We start from the raw sequence: 18,238 nt of genomic DNA, 5'->3' as shown, positions 1-18,238 counted from the left end.
ATGATCGTGCTCGGCCTCACCGGATCGATCGGCATGGGCAAGTCGACGACGGCCAGGATGTTTGCCGAGGCCGGCGTGCCTGTCCACGATTCGGACGAGGCGGTGCATCGCCTCTACGCCGGCAAGGCGGCTCCGCTGGTCGAGGCGGCGTTTCCCGGCACGACGAAATCCGGCTCGGTCGATCGCGCCAAGCTGGCCGAGCGGGTGCTCGGCGATGCAGCCGCACTGAAACGGCTGGAAGCGATCATCCACCCGCTGGTCCGCGCCGATGCCGACGCCTTCCTGGCCAGACACCGGGCCGCCGGCGCGCCGCTTGTCGTTCTCGATATCCCGCTGCTGTTCGAAACCGGCGGCCGCGACCGCGTCGACAAGGTCGTGGTGGTCACCGCGTCGCCCGACATCCAGCGCGCCCGCGTGCTGGCGCGGCCGGGCATGAGCGAGGAGAAACTGGCGTCGATCCTGGCCAGGCAGGTTCCCGACGCCGAAAAGCGTGAGCGCGCCGATTTCGTCATCGACACCGGACAGGGTTTTGATGCGGCGCGCGCGGCGGTCAATGCGATCGTCGCGAAACTGGTCGGGGATAAAGCCGGCAAGCCTGCTTAACGGCGCTTGCGCCCGGCGTAATATGTTGCCAATTTGTTCCCATCATGATTCGGCTGGACTAACGCCGGACCCAACGGACTGATTCGATGCGCGAGATCATCTTCGATACGGAAACCACCGGCCTCGATTTCCGCGACGATCGCGTGATCGAGCTTGGCTGCATCGAGCTGGTCAACCGTTTCCCGACCGGCCGCACCTTCCACCACTATATCAATCCGCAGGGACGACCGATCCATGCCGAGGCACAGGCCGTTCATGGCATCAGCGCCGCCGACCTGATGGGCAAGCCGACCTTCAGCGACATCGCCGAGGAGTTCCTTGCCTTCATCGACGGCGCCAAGCTGGTCGCCCACAATGCGACTTTCGACATCGCTTTCCTCAATGTCGAATTCGGCCGGCTTGGCCACCCGGTCGTTGACCCCGGACTTGTCGTCGACACGCTGGCGCTGGCGCGCCGCAAGCATCCGATGGGGCCCAATTCGCTGGACGCGCTGTGCCGGCGCTACGGCATCGACAATGCCCGCCGCACCAAGCACGGCGCGCTGCTCGATTCGGAATTGCTGGCCGAGGTCTATATCGAGCTCATCGGCGGCAAGCAGGCGGCGCTCATCCTCGACAGCGCCACGGCGCCGGCCGGCGGCAGGAGAAACGTCGACGACATCGACATCAGCATCGCCGCGCGGCCGATAGCGCTGCCGTCTCGCCTGACCGAAGCACAGCGCGCCGCGCACGCGAGCATGGTCGGCACATTAGGCGAAAAGGCGCTCTGGCTGCGCGTCGCTCGGGAAGCGAGTTCTGCGGCATAGCGATTTTGGCGGGGCGCTGTCCCGCCGGCGTCCCAAAGAAAAAAACCCGGCTTCGCGCCGGGTTTTTCAATGTCTGCTCTGCAGCCTTCTCAGCTCGCCTTGACCTTGCTGGCGGCCTGGTCCTCGGCCAGCTTCTGCTGGAACATCTGCGCGAAATCGATCGGATCGAGCATCAGCGGCGGGAAGCCGCCATTGCGCGTCGCCTCGGCGATGATCTGCCTGGCGAACGGGAACAGCAGCCGCGGGCATTCGATGAACAGCAACGGCAGCATGTGCTCCTGCGGGAAGCCGCTGATGGCGAACACACCGCCATAGACCAGCTCGACGTTGAACAGCACTTCCTTGTCGAAGGACGCCTTGGCGTTCAGCGTCAGATTGACGTCGAACTGCTTGTCCGAAAGCGGGTTGGCGTTGACATTGACGTTGATGGCGATGCCGGGAGCCTTGTCGCGGCCGCGCAGCGAATTCGGCGCGCCGGGGCTTTCGAAGGAAAGGTCCTTCACATATTGGGCAAGCACGTTGAGCGAAGGCTGCGTCGCGTCGCCGTTGCCACTGGCCGCGCCGGTCGGCGCGTCGTCTTTGCTGGCCATAAGCCTTTGTCCTTTTGCCTCGGCAGCGTTGCTGACCGGATTGAAATCGGGCGTTCGCTACCATGGCCGGCATGACAAGACAAGGTTTGCGCGCTTTGCTTTCCCTTCTCCCACAAGGGGAGAAGGGAGAGCTGCGCCGGGCTACTCGTCCTTGAGGCGGCGCCAGGGGGAATTGTGATCCGGGCCGTGCTCGTTGCCGCGCGAATAGTCGCTGTCGTCGAGGTCGATGGTCTTGTCGCGTTGCCGGGCCCGGAATCCACCGGTGCCGAAACTGGTCGCCATCACGATGCGGCCTTTCAGCCGGCGCCAGGCGAGGTCGCGGACCGGCGGCAGCAACAGCAGAATGGCTAAAATGTCAGTGATGAAGCCGGGAATGATGAGCAGGATCGCCGCCAGCACGATCATGGCGCCATGCGCGAGCTGACGGCTTGGATCACGTCCGGCGTCCATTTCAGCACGGACCCGGGTCATGACGCCGAACCCCTGGTATCGCAACAACAGCCCGCCGGCGATGCTCGAAGCCAGCACCAGGCCGACCGTCGCCAGGGCGCCGACCTGGCGGCCGACAACGACGAAACCGGCGATCTCCAACAGCGGAAGCGCGAGGATGAACAGGGGAAGCAGCGGAATGCGCAAATCTTGACCGATCGTTTCGATGTTTTGCCGGCAGGCGGGCAATCGCCGCTGGCACTGAACCTTTTAGATAGGTATGGCTGCCTTTAATTTGAATGATTGCAGCTTGCGTTCTATATGCTTTGGATGTTGAACGCTATGCGACCGCAGCCATTGCCTGGCCGGGCGGTCCGGCCGGAGTAGGGATTGATTGGCGGAAGATATGGGATTCTTCGACTTCGGCACGATTTTCTTTCTGGTTGCGGCGGTTGTGATCTTTTTCCAGCTGCGCAATGTGCTCGGCCGCCGCACCGGCAGCGAGCGCCCGCCGTTCGATCCCTATACGGCGGGCCGCACCCGCGACGACGCCCAAAAGCCCGAGAATGTGGTCTCGCTGCCGCGCAAGCGAGCGCCGGGAGAGCCGGCAATTGACGCCTATGCGGCGATCGACGCCTTCGCCAAGCCTGACACCGATCTCAACAAGGGCCTGCGCACGATCAAGGACAATGATCCGGCATTCGACCCCAAGACCTTCGTCGACGGCGCCAAGATGGCCTATGAGATGATCGTCATGGCCTATGCCGATGGCGATCGCAAGACGCTGAAGAACCTGTTGTCGCGCGAGGTCTATGACGGCTTTGTCGCGGCGATCGGCGACCGCGAGGCGAAGTCGGAAAAGATCCAGTCCTCCTTCGTCGGCATCGACAAGGCCGACATCGTTTCCGCCGAGATGAAGGGCAGCGAGGCGCATATCACGCTGCGCATCGTCAGCGAACTGATTTCGGCAACGCGGGACAAGGCCGGCGCCGTCATCGACGGCGATCCCGAAACCGTCGCCGAGGTCAAGGACGTCTGGACCTTCGCCCGCGATACGCGCTCGCGCGACCCGAACTGGAAGCTCGTCGCCACCGAAGAAGAAGACTGAGCCCGGACCACGGCGGGGTCTGTCGTGTCGCTTTCTCAGGCGTTCCGCGAAAAATCCTTTGACGATCTGCCCGGCTGGGACAAGGACGACCATCTGGCTGCGTTCGCCGCTTTCCGGCGCTCGGCTTTTCATGTCCTGGCGAAACCCTATCGCTCCGGCGGGCTCGGTGTCGACTTCAACGCCTTCACCGAGGCCTATGCTGCAGCCCGCACCGTGTCGCCAACCGACCGGCGCGAAGCCCGCGCCTTCTTCGAGCGGCATTTCATCCCGGCGCACATAGCGGCGGAAAGCGGCGGCGCCGGCCTCGTCACCGGCTTCTATGAACCGGTGGTCGACGCTTCGCCGGTGCGAACCGAACGATTTAAGGTGCCGCTGCTGTCACGTCCGGCCGATCTCGTCGACATCGACGACGCCAACCGGCCGGTCGGTATGGATCCCTATCTCGCCTTCGGCCGCGCCACGCCGGACGGACCGGTCGAGTATTTCGACCGCGGCGAGATCGAGCGCGGCGCGCTCGTCAAGGGTTTGGCTGGCAAGGGGTTGGAAATCGCCTGGCTCGCCGACAAGGTCGATGCCTTCTTCATCCACGTACAGGGTTCTGCGCGGCTCACCATGACCGACGGCCGGCTTTGCCGCGTCACCTATGCCGCCAAATCCGGCCAGCGCTTTACCGGACCGGGCAAGATCCTGAGTGAGCTAGGCGAAATCCCGCTGGAAGCGGTGACCATGCAGTCGGTCCGCGCCTGGTTCAAGGCGCATCCGCAACGCATCGACGAGATCCTGTGGCGCAACCGCTCCTATATTTTTTTCCGCGAGATTTCCGCCAGCGAGGCGGCGGCGGCCGACGACCCGGAACTAGGGCCGATCGCTGCCGCAAAGGTGCCGCTGACGCCGGGCCGCTCCGTCGCTGTCGACCGTCTGCTGCATACATTCGGCACGCCGTTCTACATCGATGGGCCGTCGCTGACCGCTTTCGACAACAAGCCGTTTCGGCGGCTGATGATCGCGCAGGACACCGGCTCGGCGATCACCGGCCAGGCGCGTGGCGATTTGTTCACTGGTACGGGAGATGCGGCCGGCGAGATCGCCGGCGTTGTCCGCAACCCCGCCGATTTCTACGCGCTGATCCCGCGTCGGCTTGTGCCGGGAGCGGGGCGATGACCCGGCGCATCGACAGGCTGAGCGAGGACGATCGGATCCTGTGGAACCTGGTGGCGCGCACCGCCAAGCCGCTGAAGGGCAAGGCCGCCGTCGACATCCCGGATATTGGCCCGGACATCGCTGATGACACCAAGCCAATGCTGCGTGACCAGGCGATGGCTCCTGCTGCGGCCACGAAAGCCAGGATGCAGCATGTTTCGCATGCGCTCGACGAGCCGACGCTGGAAAAACTGTCGAAGGGCCGGCTGCCGATCGAAGGCCGCGTCGATCTGCACGGCCTGAGCCAGGACGAAGCCTATTCGCTTTTGTTCTCCTTCCTGCACCGGGCGCATGCCGGCGGCATCCGCTATGTGCTGGTGATCACCGGCAAGGGCTCCTCGTCCGGCGGCGACGGCATCTTGCGGCGCGCCGTGCCGGCCTGGCTGTCGACACCCGCATTCAGACCGCTGGTCTCCAGCCACGACCACGCCGCCCGCAAGCATGGCGGCTCGGGCGCGCTCTATATCCGCCTGCGGCGCACGCGCTGATGCGGATGCGCGCATGAGGGTGCACCCGACGAGGATGGACTTGTGACCCCGTTCGGCGAAAAGCTTCGCGCCCTGCGGAGCGAACGCGGCGTCAGCCAAAAGGCCATGGCCAGGGCGATCGGCGTCAGCGCCGCCTATCTGTCGGCGCTGGAGCACGGCCGCCGCGGCGCGCCGACCTGGACGCTGATCCAGAAGATCATCGGCTATTTCAATGTCATCTGGGACGATGCCGAAGAACTGGCGCGGCTGGCCGAGACCTCGCACCCGCGGGTAAAACTCGACACGTCGGGCCTCAGCCCCGCCGCCACCGAGCTTGCCAATGTCCTGGCCGAAAACATCGAAAAACTAGACGAGGCGGAGCTTCGCCGCATCACCGCATCGATCCGCGCCGCGCTGGGGCGGACGTAGAGTTTGCCCGACTCGTGTGGAGGCGATCAATTGTCGATGTTGGCGCCGCCCCTCATTGCCCTGCCGGGCATTTCTCCCCGTAAACGGGGAGAAAGAGGCTGATCGCGAACGTGGCCTGCAACGCCGGCGATTGGCGAAATCGTCAATGACAGCACCCCTCTCCCCGTCCCTATACGGGGGAGAGGATGCCGGCAGGCAGGTGAGGGGCAGCGCAAACGCCTGGAACAGGTAACGCGAAACGCAGCGATCCAGTGGTCGCTTGCAAAAACCTTACTGGACCGCGCCGACCAGAACCGGCTGGCCATCACGGATCGATACCCAGCGACCGGTATTGTCGATCGCCTGCCGCTTGAGGAAGCGGTAGCCGGTCCGGTCCCATGAGCGGACCTTTCCGTCGAGATTGTCGAGGACGTAGTCGCCCTTGCTCGTGCGCACCGTCAGCACGGCATGGCCCTCGCCGTCCGGCTTGCGCACGACGGTCATCAGAAGATTGGCATAGGACACGCCCAAGCGGTTCAATTCGCGGCGCTTTTCCAGGACATAGTCCTCACAGTCGCCAACGCCCCTGACGGGGTAGGCCCAGACCTCGTCCTTGCCGTAAATATCGATGTCGCTTATCGGCTTGACGGCGTTGTTGACCCTGGCGTTGACGCTGAGAATCTTGCGCCAGAGCGCGCCTGTCATGGTGGCGGGGGCGAGATTGCCCGAGTGGATCGAGCATTCGGCCGGACTGGTCTTGCAGAAATCGTAATGGCCGATCGGCTGCGATGTCGGGCCGCCGGTTGCCATTGGCCCGGCCGCCGAAGCCGCCGTAGACCAGCCTGTCGCAAGTGCCAGCCCTAACAGGGCGCACACGCGCAGCCCTCTCGCCATTGGTGAGGAAATCATTGTCCCCCTCGTCCCTTGTTGTTAATGAAACGTTAAGGGCGATCTACAGTCCCTGTCAATTATACCAACGGCCAGTTTTGCGATATGGTTACCCGCGCCGCCGAAAGCGCGGCTATTGTGCAACAGGTCGACTTGAACGGCGGCTGCCATCCGGGACATCTTTACTTTTTGGCGGTGCGAACCAGCTTCGGCCTCACCGCAACGCGGGTCTGGCGGCCATAGCTGGTGATGAAGTCGACGATGCGCGGCACGATTTCGGAGCGGAAGCGCGAGCCGTTGAAGACGCCGTAATGACCGACCGCCGGCTGCATGTAGTGGGCGTGCCTGTCCGCGGGGATGTTGATGCAGAGGTCGTGCGCGGCCTGGGTCTGGCCGAGGCCGGAAATGTCGTCGTTCTCGCCCTCGACCGTGAACAGCGCAACATTGCGGATATCGGCGGGATCGATGGCGATGCCGCGATGCATCATTTCGCCCTTGGGCAGAGCATGGCGTACGAACACGGTGTCTACCGTCTGCAGGTAGAACTCCGCTGTCAGATCCATCACCGCCATATACTCGTCGTAGAAGTCGCGGTGCTTCTCGGCACTGTCGCCGTCATGCTTCACCAGATGCATGAAGAAGTCCTTGTGGGCGATGATGTGGCGGTCGAGGTTCATGCTCATGAAGCCCGAAAGTTGCAGGAAGCCGGGATAGACCTCGCGGCCGAAGCCCGGCACCGGCCATGGCGCCTGCATGGTGACGTTGTCGCGGAACCAGTCGGTGCCCTTTTCCTCGGCCAGAAGGTTGACCGCAGTCGGATTGCGGCGGGTGTCGATCGGCCCGCCCATCAGCGTCATCGTCGAAGGAACGAACGGGTCGCCCCGCGTTTCCATCAGCGCCACCGCCGCCAGCACCGGTACCGACGGCTGGCACACCGCCATGACATGGGTGTCGGGGCCCAGCGCATGCAGCATGTCGACGATGTAGTCGATGTAGTCGTCGAGGTCGAAGCTGCCCTCGCTGATCGGCACCATGCGGGCGTCGACCCAATCGGTGATGTGAACGTCGGCATGCGGCAGCATCGCCTCGACCGTGCCGCGCAGCAGCGTTGCGTAGTGGCCGGACATCGGCGCCACGATCAGCAGCTTCGGATCAGGCCGGCGGCCGGCGGGAACCGCCCGCTCGAAACGGAGCAGATTGCAGAACGGCCGCGACCACACCGTCTTTTCGGTGACAGCGACGCTTTTCCAGTCGACGACGGTCCTGGTCAGGCCGAACTGCGGCTTGCTGTAGCGGCGCGTTGTGCGCTCGAACAATTCGGCCGTCGCCGCGACCGAGCGGCCCCAGGACGTGTGCGCAAACGGATTGAGCGGATTGGTGTAGAACATCCGCACCGCATCGGCATAGACGCGGGCCGGCTGAACGGCGGCGTGGTTCAATTCGTAGAGCTGGTAGAACATCGAGAACTCCGCTGCTGCGACCGAAGGGACGACAGCAGTGCCGAGCCTTGAATCTCTCGCGCAAAGGTTAACAACAAACTGCTGCGATGCAATACGTCAATTGAATTGATTTATGCTTATACTTTTGTCTAAGGCGTTGAAAATCGGTTTTGAACGGCGGCAGCCGGCTTATTGTGCAACTGCGAAAGATGCCGGAGAGAGCATGGGCAATCGCTTCAGGTTTGCGCTGCCCCTCATCCGCCTGGCCGCAAAGCGGCGCGGCCATTCACACGCGGTCGGTGCACACAGCAGCATGGCCAGAGCTGATGAAGCCGAGCCGCCCCGCGGCGCCCTTCGACAGGTCGATCACCCGACCCTTGATAAACGGGCCGCGGTCGTTGATGCGCACGACGACGCTGCGGCCGTTTTTGCGGTTGGTGACCTTCAGCCTAGTGCCAAACGGCAAGGTGCGGTGCGCGGCGGTCAGCGCCGACGGGTTCATCCGCTCGCCGGAAGCGGTCTTCGAGGTCAGCGCGTACCAGGAGGCGCGGCCGCATTGCGCGGCGGCAGGGGAGGTGGATGCGCCGACCATCAGGCCAGCCGCTATCGCCGCCGCGACAAGCGCGGTCCGGTTGGGTTTCTTCATCTGCGGCAAGGGGCTCCGTTTGACAGACCCGGCCGTTACGGATGGAATGTGGCACCAAATGCGGCAGTCGTCTGGCGGTTCCATGACAATAGTACACGTTTGGAGTCGGCGCGAAACAGTCTGTCATGGAATGTCGGGATTGCGCCGATGTATGTCTGGTGGTCTTCGCACCAGCACCGGGGCGTTTCCGGCAAGACCCCGGCTTTATTATGCAAGTAGATGTGACAGCGATCGGGTCGCTTCCTTTCGACCTTGCCATCGCGATCATGGCGGCCTTGACGATCGACTTGGGAAAGGAATTCCGACGATGAGATTGATCAAAAATCTGCTGGCGCTGATTGTGCTCGCCATCGGTGCGCTGTGGTCGCTGCAGGGCATCGGCCTCGTCGGCGGCAGCTTCTGACCGGCCAGTCGCTATGGCTCTATCGGCATCGTCACCGCGCTGGTTGGCCTGGGCGGCCTGGTGTGGGCGAACCGTTCGCTCCCCTGACACTCGAACGGCCCTGACGGCGTTTCGGTCGACCGGCGAATGCGGGGCGCGCCGCAAACACGCATTTCCTGTTTTGCGCGCAGCTTCGGCAAATGAATGCTGCGAATGGCCGACGATTTGAAAACCGGTTCCTGTATCGCGGCTAAGTATAGTAGTCTTATCGACATTACAGGAATTGGAGAACGATGGGCGATGTCCATATCGCGGCGATCACCCGCATGAGTGCCGAGCGCCGGCTGTCGCCATTGGCGTGCCTCGTGGCTTCAGGAGGAAAGAGCGTCCGGCAAGTCGTCGCAGCGGCTTGAAAATCAAGCAAAATCAATGGTGCCCGTCTTGTATATCATGTCACTAGAATTTATGTGTCTTGAAAGCCTGGACGCGGACGCGGTGGGGACGCGCGCCAGGCGTTTCGCAACCGGTGGCCCTTCGCCATCGCATGACAGAGAAACGTTCGGTCAATGCTCACAAAAAAGGGCAAGTACGGCCTCAAGGCGCTCGTCCATCTGGCGCGGCTGCCGGTTGGTCAGCTCGCCTTCGTCGGCGATATCGCCGCCGGAAACAACATCCCGAAGAAATTTCTCGACGCCATCCTCGGCGAACTGCGCAATGCCGGTTTTGTCCAGAGCCGCAAGGGCAAGGAGGGCGGTTACCGCCTGGGGCGGCCGGCGGATGAAATCAAGATCGGCCACGTCGTGCGCGTGCTCGACGGGCCGCTTGCCCCAATTCCCTGCGCCAGCCGCACCCGGTATCAGCGCTGTGAAGACTGCAACGAGGCGACATGCCAAGTCCGACGTCTGATGCTGGAGGTCCGGCAAGCGATCGCCGAGGTGCTGGATCAGCGCAGCCTCGCCGAGATGCGCGATATCGCCGGCGACGACGACCTTTCGGCTGCGTTGAAAATCCAGGCCTGAGCCGGAACGGACGGCTCCTCAGGCAATTGGTGCGCGCATGACCGGCCGCGCAAATTCGATTGTCCCAAGTTCGATCATTATCGTCGGCGGCGGCGCCAGCGGCGTCGTCCTTGCCGCGCATCTGTTGAAGTCGCCCAATCCCGATCTGCGTGTCACGCTGATCGAAAAGCGCCCGCATTTCGGCCAGGGCATCGCCTATTCCACGCTGCTGTCGGCGCATGTGCTGAATGTCAGCGCGGCCGGCATGAGCGCCCACGCCGACGACCCCGGCAATTTTTGGCGCTGGCTGCTTGAGCGCGGCCTGGCAACGCCAGAGCAGGCGCCGGTCTACGCACCGCGCAGCGTCTACGCCCGCTATCTGAAGGAACTGCTGGACGAGCTCGAGGCCCGCGAGACGGGGCGTCTTCGCCTGATCCGCGAGGAGAGCCTGTCGATCTCGCCGACCGGGTCCGGGGTCGAGGTGGCGCTGGCCAACGGTACCAGCGTCGTCGCCCACCTTGCCGTGCTGGCGACCGGACACGACGAGGAGCCAGGTGCCGGCCACGGCCATGCGATCAGGATGGGATCGGAGGCCGACACCGGGCTCGACGGGGAAGCCCGGGTCCTGGTGCTGGGCACGGGGTTGAGCATGGTCGATGCCTTCCTGTCGCTCGAACAACGCGGCCATCGCGGCGAGATTATTGCGGTGTCGCGGCGCGGCCTGCTGCCTTCGCCGCATCGCAAGGGCAATCCGATCAAGCTCGACGTCGCCGACATTCCGCTCGGCACCCAGCTCTCCTATTTCGTCGGCTGGTTTCGCGACCTGATCCGGGAAAACCAGAAGGCCGGCATCGACTGGCGCGACGTCGTCGACGGTCTCAGGCCGTTCAACCAGAAGATCTGGCAGAACTGGCCGTCTTCGGCCAAGCGCCGCTTCGTCGAGCACACCAAGGCGTGGTGGGACATCCACCGCCATCGCATGGCGCCGGAAGTCCATGGCCGTGTCACCGAGGCGGTGCAGTCGGGCCGCATCCGGCTTGTCGCCGGGCGCGTCGTCGGCATCACGGCGGGCGACGAATTCAGCGTGCAGGTCCAGTCGCGCCACACGCAAAACATCGAGACGTTCGACGTCGCCCGCATCTACGATTGCACCGGCATCGCCAGGGACATCTCGACAACGTCGAACGGCGTGGTGCGGTCGCTGGTCGACCGCGGGCTGGCCCGGCCGGATCCGCTGCGCCTTGGCCTCGACGTATCGGACAATTGCGAGGTCATCGCCAGCGACGGCACCGTCTCGGCCAAGATCCTGGCGGTCGGGCCACTGACCCGCGGCACCTTCTTCGAGATCGACGCCATACCGGATATTCGCGTGCAATGTGCAAGGCTGGGGAAGCGGTTGCTGGGGTGAGGTCGGCGCTCTACGGCGGGGCTGTCCCGCGACCTTGTCGTGATTGGCGTGACGGAGCGGCCCCACCGGAATCCCATTCCCCGTCTGGCCAATGGATTGGCACGATCTATCTTCTTTCAGACTGCAAACGGCTGGAAAAGAAGATAGGCTGACAGCCTGCCCAAGGCGGTCGCTTGACCATGGAGCATCAGCATGAGCGTGCACAAGATCGCCCTCCCGGACAGGGAAATGTCCCGCCTGCGTCCGCCCTGTGCATCGGTTCTCGACCTGATCGGACAGACGCCGGTTGTCGAGCTGACCAAATTCGACATCGGCAAGTGCCGGCTGTTCATCAAGCTCGAAAGCCAGAATCCCGGCGGCTCGATCAAGGACCGAATTGCGCTGTCGATGATCGCCGACGCCGAAAAACAGGGCAAGCTGAAGCGCGGCGGCACCATTGTCGAGGCGACCGCCGGCAACACCGGCCTTGGCCTCGCCCAGGTCGGCATCCCCAAAGGCTACCGCATCGTCCTGGTCGTGCCCGACAAGATGTCGCGCGAAAAGATCCAGCATCTGCGGGCGCTCGGCGCAGAAGTGCGCATGACCCGTTCCGATGTCGGCAAGGGCCACGCCGAATATTATCAGGACATGGCCGAAAGGATCGCCGCCGAACTGCCCGACGCCTTCTATGCCAACCAGTTCGCCAATCCGGCCAATCCGGACGCCCATGAAACCACGACCGGTCCGGAGATCTATTCGCAGCTCGGCGGCGACGTCGATGCAGTGGTCGTCGGCGTCGGCTCCGGCGGCACGCTGACCGGGCTTGGCCGCTATTTCGCAAAAACCTCGCCGAAGACCGAGATGATCCTCGCCGATCCGGTCGGTTCGGTGCTGGCGCCCCTGATCAAGACCGGCAAGATGCAAGAGGCCGGCAGCTGGACGGTGGAGGGCATCGGCGAGGATTTCGTCCCGCCCAATGCCGATCTGTCGCTGGTCAAGAAGGCCTACTCGATCCCCGACAAGCAGAGCATGCTGGCGGTGCGCGACCTGCTCTCCAAGGAGGGCATCCTCGCCGGCTCGTCCTCCGGCACGCTGCTTTCGACAGCGCTGCGCTATTGCCGCGAGCAGACCGTGCCGAAGCGGGTCGTCACCTTCGTCTGCGACAGCGGCAACAAATATCTGTCGAAAGTATTCGACGATTTCTGGCTGATCGAGCAGGGCCTCGCCGAGCACGAGCAGCATGGCGATTTGCGCGACCTGGTGATGCGCACGCACCGCACCGGGGACATCGTGTCTGTCGGCCCGGACGAAAGCCTGCTCAACGCCTATGGCCGCATGCGCCGTTCGGATGTCTCGCAGCTGCCGGTGCTGGACGACGGCAAGCTGGTCGGCATCGTCGACGAAAGCGATATCCTCGCCCACGTCGAAGGCCCCTATGACAGCCGCTGGGACCGTTTCAAGGCCCCGGTGCGCACGGCGATGACTTCCAATCTGCACACGCTGCAGGCCAGCCAGACGCTGGACGCGCTGCTGCCGGTGTTCGACCGCAACGAGGTCGCCATCGTCTTCGACGGCGACGAATTCATCGGCCTGATTACCCGCATCGACCTGATCAACCATCTGAGGCGCCGCGCAAGATGACCATCAAAGCCACCGTATCGGGCAGCAACCGCCTGGCCTTCTCGACGCGCACCATCCATGGCGGCCAGAGCCACGACCCGACGACCGGCGCGGTGATGGTGCCGATCTATGCGACCTCGACCTATGGCCAGCAGAGCCCGGGCGTGCACAAGGGTTTTGAATATGCCCGCAGCCAGAACCCGACCCGCTTTGCCTTCGAGCGCGCGGTGGCCGATCTCGAAAGCGGCGCAGCCGCCTTCGCTTTCGCCTCGGGGCTGGCGGCGATCGCCACCATCTTCGAACTGCTCGATTCCGGCGCCCATGTCGTCGCCACCGACGATATCTATGGCGGCACGTTCCGGCTGCTGGAGCGGGTGCGCAAGCGCTCGGCCAATTTGCAGGTCGACTTCGTCGACTTCACCGATCTGGCCGCGGTCGAAGCGGCGATCCGCCCGGAAACCAAGCTGCTCTGGGTCGAGACGCCGACAAATCCGCTGCTGCGCGTCGTCGATCTCGAAGCGGTCGCAGCCCTGGCCAGGCGCAAAGGCGTGCTCTCGGTCGCCGACAACACCTTTTGCAGCCCCTACCTGCAGCGGCCGCTGGAGCTCGGCATCGACATATCGGTGCATTCGACGACGAAATACCTCAACGGCCATTCCGACATGGTCGGCGGCGTCGCCGTGGTCGGCGACAACAAGGATCTCGCCGACCGGCTGAAATTCCTGCAGAACGCCATCGGCGCCATTTCCGGACCGTTCGACAGTTTTCTGGCGCTGCGCGGCCTCAAGACGCTGGCGCTGAGGATGGAGCGCCATTCGTCGAACGGCCAGAAGATCGCGCACTGGCTGGAAAGCCGTCCCGACATCCGCCGCGTCATCTATCCCGGTCTCCCCAGCCACCCGCAGCACGCCATCGCCAGGCGGCAGATGCACGCCTTCGGCGGCATGATCACGGTCGAGCTCGACCGCGACCTCGCCGGCACCAAACGCTTCCTCGAACACACGCAACTGTTCACGCTGGCCGAAAGCCTCGGCGGCGTCGAAAGCCTGATCGAGCACCCGGCGCTGATGACACATGGCTCGATCCCGGCCGGGAAGCGCGCCGAGATCGGAATTTCCGATTCGCTGGTGCGGTTGTCGGCCGGGATCGAGGACGGCGATGATCTGATCGCCGATCTGGATCAGGCGCTGGGGGGGTGAGGGGAGCTTGGGGCACTCGCTTTTGCAATCGAAAACCGTTCAACCGATGTTGAGGCGATCAATCATCGATGCCGGGAGCGCAAACCTGAAGCGGTTGTTCTGGGACCTGTATGATAGCCGTTGACCTCCGCTGCATCTGGCGAAATTGTAACTTCCTGCAATTGCCGACAGGCCGGTTGAAGCCATGACCATTCGCGAGCGCCACCAGCCGATTGCTACCGACACTCCGCTCACCTTCGCGGTCCTGGTCTTCCCCGGCTTTCCGATGATGGCGTTCAGTTCGGTGATCGAGCCGTTGCGCGCGGCCAACGTGCTGGCCAAGAAAGAATGCTACCGCTGGATCATCGTCGGCGCCGCCGAGGGCCCGGTCGCAGCCTCGAACGGGGTCGTCATCCAGCCCGGCTTTTTTGCCGGTGATGCGCCGAAGGTCGACCGCATCGTCGTCTGCTCGGGCGGCGATGCCGATCATCTCGTGGCCGAGGACGCGGTGAGCTGGATCCGCAGGAGCCTGCGCGGCGGCGCCCATATCGGCGCGGTGGCGGATGCTGCCTTCTTCCTGGCGCGGGCCGGCCTGCTCGACGGCCATGCCTGCACCTTGCACTGGACCAGCCAGGCGGCGTTCACCGAGGCATTTCCGGAGATTGAACTCAGGCGCGATCTCTATGTCATCGACCGCAAGCGCTTCACTTCGGCCGGCGGCGTCGGCAGCCTCGACATGATGCTGGAGATCATCACATCAGATTATGGCGCCGAACTCGCGGCTGGCGTCGCCGAATGGTTCGTGCACAGCCCGCTGCGCTCCAGCGTCGACCGCAAGCTGATGCCGCTGCGGCTGCGCACCGGCGTCCAGAACGAGCTGGTGCTGGCGGCCATCGCCATCATGGAGGATGCGGTGGAGGAGCGACTCGGCATGGCGGCGCTGGCGGAAAAGCTCGGCGTCTCCTCCGACAAGCTCGAACGAAACTTTCGCTCCGAGCTCAGCATCTCGCCCAACGGCTATTACCGCCGCCTGCGGCTGAAGCGCGCCGCCGACCTTTTGGCGCATTCGACGCTGATGGTGCGCGACGTGGCACTCGCCTGCGGTTTTGCTTCGATGTCGAGCTTTGCGCGGGCGTTCCGGGAAGAGCATGGGCATGCGCCGAAGGTGATGCGGCGGCATTAGGTCCTTTTTGGACGTTGGCGGGACAGCGCCCCCTCTGGCCTGCCGGCCATCTCCCCCACTTGGGGGGAGATCGGCTGTCACCGCTGATTTCGCCAATCGCCAACGTTGCAGGAATGAGCGGAACGCCGAAGCCGCCAATCTCCCCCCTTGAGGGGGAGATGTCCGGCAGGACAGAGGGGGGCGCCGTAGAGCGCCGCGGAATGACTTCAAGCGGTATTTCGCACAACATCTGCGGTATCCCGCACAAGCTCATCGCGGCGCACCGCTATGCTCAGGGCTTCTTCCAGGAGGCACCCCATGAGCATCGTCGTGTTCGACCCCGACAGCACTGAGGACGTCGACTTCAAGGACCGTATGCGCCACCCGGCGGCGGCCGATCCGGCCGGCGGCATGTGGCTGTCCGACACCGAGCCGTCCTTCATCGATGCGGACGCGCTGCGCAAAGGCCGGCTGGCGAAGCTGCGTGCCTGGATGCGCGAGGCCGGCTATGGCGGCGTCGTACTGTTCGACCCCTACAACCAGCGCTACGCCACCGGCTCGCGCAACATGTTCGGCTACTTTCTGCGCAACTCGACGCGCTACTTCTTCATCCCGACCGAAGGGCCGATCGTGCTGTTCGAATATCCGCAGAGCTATCATGTCTCGATGGTGCTCGACACGATCGACGAGGCGCGGCCGTCCAGGCTGGTGTGGTCTTCGGTGTCGGGCCGCGACGACGAGACCGCCGGCCCGTTCGCCGACGAAATCACGGAGCTGCTCAAGGCGCATGGCGGCGGCTCGATGAAGCTCGGCCTCGACCGCTGCGGCCATCTGCAGGCGCTGGCGCTGGAAAAGCGCGGCTGCGAGGTCCGGGATTGCCAGGGCGAGATCCTCGCCGTGCGGGCGGTCAAGACGCCCGAAGAGGTAAAATGCCTGCAGGTATCGATGGCCGGCGCCGAGGCGGCCGTCTATGCGGTGCGCGAGGCGATCAAGCCCGGCGTGTCCGAGAACGACCTGTTCGCCATCATGTATCACGAGGTGATCCGCCAGGGCGGCGAGTTCATCGAAACCCGGCTCTTGACCTCGGGCCAGCGCACCAATCCGTGGTTCAACGAAGCCAGCGGCCGCAAGATCAGGCCCGGCGAACTCTTGGCGCTGGATACCGATACGATCGGCTGCTACGGCTATTATTCGGACTTCTCGCGCACCTTCCGCTGCGGCCCGGGCAAGCCGACGGATTATCAGAAATCGCTCTACCGCATGGCCCACGACCAGGTTCAGCACAACATCTCGATCGTCAGGCCGGGCATGGCGTTTCGCGAGATCGCCGAAAAGGCCTGGAAGATCCCCGACCGCTTCGTCGACCAGCGCTATACGTCTGTCATGCACGGCGTCGGCATGCATGGCGAGACGCCGTTCATCGCGCACGCCATGGACTACGAGACCTATGGCCGCGACGGTTTTGTCGTGCCCGGCATGGTGGTCAGCGTCGAGAGCTATATCGGCGAGAAAGGCGGACGCGAGGGCGTCAAGCTCGAGGACGAGATCCTGGTCACCGAGACCGGCACCGAGCTTTTGTCGCGCTTTCCCTATGAGGACGACTTTCTGGAGAAAGAAGTTTGATCCCAGCATCCACCACCAATCGAGGTGCGGTATCGCAAACCTTCGGGAGTAGCCGCAGAGCCCATGCTCTCGTCATCCTAGGGTCTTCGCGACGCCGCTTCGCGGCTGCTTCGCCCTGGAATGACGAAGTTCAGGTGTCCGCATGAAGGGCCCGGTCTCGATCAAACGCGGCACGGTGGCCGCAGTGTTCGTCGACCTCCAGGAGGAGCATCGGCAGGACAAGCGTTACCTGGTCGAGGGTTTCGCCGACATCCTCGCCAACGTCCAGCGCCTGCAGGCAACGGCGCGGGCCAACGATGTGCTGCTCTATCATTCGGCCTATATCGTCGATCTCACCAGGGAGGCGCGGCGGTTCCATCCGGTCGATGCCAATGGCAGGTCGGCCTTCTCCGACAAGGATGATCCGCTGACGGCGATCTGTCCGGAAGTGGCGCCGGTCGCCGGCGAGATGATGCTGGTCAAAACCGAGGCCAGCGCCTTCGGTGCGGGCCCTGCCGCCGGCCGGCTCAAGGCCGAAGGCATCGAGTGGCTGGTCGTTGCCGGCGTATGGACCGAGGCCTGCATCGACGCCACCGTCAGGGATGCGGTGTCATCGGGCTTTCGGGTGCTGCTGGTCAAGGACGCCTGCGGCAGCGGCAGCACGGCGATGCACCAGACCGCCATCCTCAACCTTGCCAACCGGCTCTATGGTGGCGCCGTGACAACCACCGACGGTGCCTGCCGGCTGATGGCAGGCGAGACGGTCGATGCATGGCAGGTCGTGGGCTCGGTGCCTTTGCGCTTCACCTATGAAAACGCCGCCCGGCTATATGACGAACTCTGACGCTTTGCCGCGCCTGGTGGTACGAGGAGCCGCGCCCCGTCCACAGTTTCCTGCGCGCCCGCAATACCTTGCCGCGGGCCGGCGAAGCCTTCACCCGCATCGTCGCCGCCATCGCCACGCTCGGCAAGGGCGATTGGTTGTAGGGAACCCGCGAATGCCCCCTCATCCGGCCGCTTCGCGGCCACCTTCTCCCCGAGGGGAGAAGAGATCGCCACGCCGGTGCCAGCCTCTTCTCCCCGCCGGGGAGAAGGTGGCCCGAAGGGCCGGATGAGGGGGCCTTACAAGCACCCCGCTTCCACCTCTGCGGAACAGCGCACAACGCCTGCGGAAACCCGAACACTTCCCCGCTGAATCCCGCACTATCATCGCCTATGGCCAAGGGGGGCCCCCCGCCCCCCCCCCCCCCCCCCCCGGGGGGGCCCCCCCCCCCCCCGGGGGGTTAGGACGAGAAATTTTTTGTGGCCCGCCACCCGCGGGCGAC

Annotated in this window: 18 protein-coding genes and 1 pseudogene; 14 read left to right on the top strand and 5 right to left on the bottom strand. The window is 64.1% G+C overall.

Translation table 11 applies throughout. The features are described from left to right. Both coaE and dnaQ read left to right on the top strand, forming a co-directional pair. Entirely contained in the window at positions 1-603 is a 603-nt protein-coding gene (gene coaE, locus AC0L2R_RS23490) for a dephospho-CoA kinase (protein ID WP_473511825.1), read from the top strand. Positions 604-689: 86 nt separating this feature from the next. Next, a complete protein-coding gene (gene dnaQ / locus AC0L2R_RS23485) occupies positions 690-1,409 on the top strand; it encodes a DNA polymerase III subunit epsilon (protein ID WP_473511824.1) in 720 nt (239 codons plus the stop codon). A gap of 89 nt (positions 1,410-1,498) precedes the next feature. Here dnaQ and secB read toward each other — a convergent pair whose 3' ends face one another. Then, the gene (secB, locus tag AC0L2R_RS23480) at positions 1,499-1,999 is read right to left on the bottom strand and encodes a protein-export chaperone SecB (protein WP_023802681.1); all 501 of its coding nucleotides are present in this window, start codon (positions 1,997-1,999) and stop codon (positions 1,499-1,501) included. Between the two features lie 141 nt (positions 2,000-2,140). Then, complete coding sequence (locus tag AC0L2R_RS23475; protein WP_473511823.1) at positions 2,141-2,635, bottom strand: FxsA family protein; 495 nt, start codon at positions 2,633-2,635, stop codon at positions 2,141-2,143. Between the two features lie 199 nt (positions 2,636-2,834). On the opposite strand from AC0L2R_RS23475, the gene AC0L2R_RS23470 reads away from it, so the two are divergent. The 4 genes from AC0L2R_RS23470 to AC0L2R_RS23455 are packed head-to-tail and all read left to right on the top strand — an operon-like array spanning position 2,835 to position 5,632. Beyond that, positions 2,835-3,536 carry a Tim44/TimA family putative adaptor protein gene (locus tag AC0L2R_RS23470; RefSeq protein ID WP_473511822.1) on the top strand — a complete coding sequence of 234 codons (702 nt, stop codon included), beginning with the start codon at positions 2,835-2,837 and terminating at the stop codon, positions 3,534-3,536. 24 nt (positions 3,537-3,560) lie between these two features. Beyond that, on the top strand, positions 3,561-4,697 hold the full coding sequence (gene mltA, locus AC0L2R_RS23465; RefSeq protein WP_473511820.1) for a murein transglycosylase A: 1,137 nt from the start codon (positions 3,561-3,563) through the stop codon (positions 4,695-4,697). Continuing rightward, on the top strand, positions 4,694-5,224 hold the full coding sequence (locus AC0L2R_RS23460; RefSeq protein WP_473511818.1) for a Smr/MutS family protein: 531 nt from the start codon (positions 4,694-4,696) through the stop codon (positions 5,222-5,224). Before mltA ends, AC0L2R_RS23460 begins: the two co-directional genes overlap by 4 nt. 42 nt (positions 5,225-5,266) lie before the next feature. Then, on the top strand, positions 5,267-5,632 hold the full coding sequence (locus AC0L2R_RS23455) for a helix-turn-helix domain-containing protein (protein WP_023802676.1): 366 nt from the start codon (positions 5,267-5,269) through the stop codon (positions 5,630-5,632). 270 nt (positions 5,633-5,902) lie between these two features. Here AC0L2R_RS23455 and AC0L2R_RS23450 read toward each other — a convergent pair whose 3' ends face one another. The 3 genes from AC0L2R_RS23450 to AC0L2R_RS23440 form a co-directional block, all read right to left on the bottom strand. Then, positions 5,903-6,520, bottom strand: a complete 618-nt coding sequence (locus AC0L2R_RS23450; RefSeq protein ID WP_473511816.1) for a transglutaminase-like cysteine peptidase — start codon at positions 6,518-6,520, stop codon at positions 5,903-5,905. Positions 6,521-6,681: 161 nt separating this feature from the next. Then, complete coding sequence (locus AC0L2R_RS23445; protein ID WP_473511815.1) at positions 6,682-7,959, bottom strand: polyhydroxyalkanoate depolymerase; 1,278 nt, start codon at positions 7,957-7,959, stop codon at positions 6,682-6,684. Between the two features lie 265 nt (positions 7,960-8,224). Continuing rightward, positions 8,225-8,584 carry a septal ring lytic transglycosylase RlpA family protein gene (locus AC0L2R_RS23440; RefSeq protein ID WP_023802673.1) on the bottom strand — a complete coding sequence of 120 codons (360 nt, stop codon included), beginning with the start codon at positions 8,582-8,584 and terminating at the stop codon, positions 8,225-8,227. A 948-nt stretch (positions 8,585-9,532) separates the two neighbouring features. Between AC0L2R_RS23440 and AC0L2R_RS23435 the strand changes: the two genes are divergently transcribed. The 8 genes and pseudogenes from AC0L2R_RS23435 to AC0L2R_RS23400 form a co-directional block, all read left to right on the top strand. Then, positions 9,533-9,985: an RrF2 family transcriptional regulator gene (locus AC0L2R_RS23435; RefSeq protein WP_473511814.1), complete on the top strand. Its 453-nt coding sequence runs from the start codon at positions 9,533-9,535 to the stop codon at positions 9,983-9,985. Between the two features lie 37 nt (positions 9,986-10,022). Then, the gene (locus AC0L2R_RS23430) at positions 10,023-11,372 is read left to right on the top strand and encodes an FAD/NAD(P)-binding protein (RefSeq protein WP_473511812.1); all 1,350 of its coding nucleotides are present in this window, start codon (positions 10,023-10,025) and stop codon (positions 11,370-11,372) included. A 192-nt stretch (positions 11,373-11,564) separates the two neighbouring features. Next, on the top strand, positions 11,565-12,992 hold the full coding sequence (locus AC0L2R_RS23425) for a pyridoxal-phosphate dependent enzyme (RefSeq protein ID WP_473511810.1): 1,428 nt from the start codon (positions 11,565-11,567) through the stop codon (positions 12,990-12,992). Further along, entirely contained in the window at positions 12,989-14,170 is a 1,182-nt protein-coding gene (locus tag AC0L2R_RS23420; protein WP_254017567.1) for a cystathionine gamma-synthase, read from the top strand. The genes AC0L2R_RS23425 and AC0L2R_RS23420 overlap by 4 nt, the downstream gene beginning before the upstream one ends. Before the next feature lie 184 nt (positions 14,171-14,354). Continuing rightward, complete coding sequence (locus AC0L2R_RS23415) at positions 14,355-15,332, top strand: GlxA family transcriptional regulator (RefSeq protein WP_473511808.1); 978 nt, start codon at positions 14,355-14,357, stop codon at positions 15,330-15,332. A gap of 297 nt (positions 15,333-15,629) precedes the next feature. Further along, positions 15,630-16,934 carry a M24 family metallopeptidase gene (locus tag AC0L2R_RS23410; protein WP_473511807.1) on the top strand — a complete coding sequence of 435 codons (1,305 nt, stop codon included), beginning with the start codon at positions 15,630-15,632 and terminating at the stop codon, positions 16,932-16,934. Positions 16,935-17,076: 142 nt separating this feature from the next. Beyond that, positions 17,077-17,757 (top strand): isochorismatase family protein, encoded by a 681-nt coding sequence (locus tag AC0L2R_RS23405; RefSeq protein WP_473511806.1) that lies wholly within the window; start codon positions 17,077-17,079, stop codon positions 17,755-17,757. 8 nt (positions 17,758-17,765) lie between these two features. Beyond that, positions 17,766-17,900: pseudogene (locus tag AC0L2R_RS23400) on the top strand (esterase); the annotation flags it as partial. Between the last annotated feature and the right edge of the window lie 338 nt (positions 17,901-18,238).

Source organism: Mesorhizobium sp. WSM4820 (genome assembly GCF_055811075.1).
Note: the sequence above shows the minus strand (reverse complement) of the source record. Positions and strands in the feature narration are given on the sequence as shown.

What these genes read in the sequence shown, in the direction of transcription:
- AC0L2R_RS23415 (WP_473511808.1), top strand. Translation starts at nt 14,355, where the DNA reads ATGACCATTCGCGAGCGCCACCAGCCGATTGCTACCGACACTCCGCTC.
- AC0L2R_RS23460 (WP_473511818.1), top strand. Translation starts at nt 4,694, where the DNA reads ATGACCCGGCGCATCGACAGGCTGAGCGAGGACGATCGGATCCTGTGG.
- AC0L2R_RS23425 (WP_473511810.1), top strand. Translation starts at nt 11,565, where the DNA reads ATGAGCGTGCACAAGATCGCCCTCCCGGACAGGGAAATGTCCCGCCTG.
- AC0L2R_RS23450 (WP_473511816.1), bottom strand. Translation starts at nt 6,520, where the DNA reads ATGATTTCCTCACCAATGGCGAGAGGGCTGCGCGTGTGCGCCCTGTTA.
- AC0L2R_RS23440 (WP_023802673.1), bottom strand. Translation starts at nt 8,584, where the DNA reads ATGAAGAAACCCAACCGGACCGCGCTTGTCGCGGCGGCGATAGCGGCT.
- coaE (WP_473511825.1), top strand. Translation starts at nt 1, where the DNA reads ATGATCGTGCTCGGCCTCACCGGATCGATCGGCATGGGCAAGTCGACG.
- AC0L2R_RS23430 (WP_473511812.1), top strand. Translation starts at nt 10,023, where the DNA reads ATGACCGGCCGCGCAAATTCGATTGTCCCAAGTTCGATCATTATCGTC.
- dnaQ (WP_473511824.1), top strand. Translation starts at nt 690, where the DNA reads ATGCGCGAGATCATCTTCGATACGGAAACCACCGGCCTCGATTTCCGC.
- AC0L2R_RS23410 (WP_473511807.1), top strand. Translation starts at nt 15,630, where the DNA reads ATGAGCATCGTCGTGTTCGACCCCGACAGCACTGAGGACGTCGACTTC.
- AC0L2R_RS23420 (WP_254017567.1), top strand. Translation starts at nt 12,989, where the DNA reads ATGACCATCAAAGCCACCGTATCGGGCAGCAACCGCCTGGCCTTCTCG.
- AC0L2R_RS23435 (WP_473511814.1), top strand. Translation starts at nt 9,533, where the DNA reads ATGCTCACAAAAAAGGGCAAGTACGGCCTCAAGGCGCTCGTCCATCTG.
- AC0L2R_RS23470 (WP_473511822.1), top strand. Translation starts at nt 2,835, where the DNA reads ATGGGATTCTTCGACTTCGGCACGATTTTCTTTCTGGTTGCGGCGGTT.
- AC0L2R_RS23405 (WP_473511806.1), top strand. Translation starts at nt 17,077, where the DNA reads ATGAAGGGCCCGGTCTCGATCAAACGCGGCACGGTGGCCGCAGTGTTC.
- AC0L2R_RS23445 (WP_473511815.1), bottom strand. Translation starts at nt 7,959, where the DNA reads ATGTTCTACCAGCTCTACGAATTGAACCACGCCGCCGTTCAGCCGGCC.
- secB (WP_023802681.1), bottom strand. Translation starts at nt 1,999, where the DNA reads ATGGCCAGCAAAGACGACGCGCCGACCGGCGCGGCCAGTGGCAACGGC.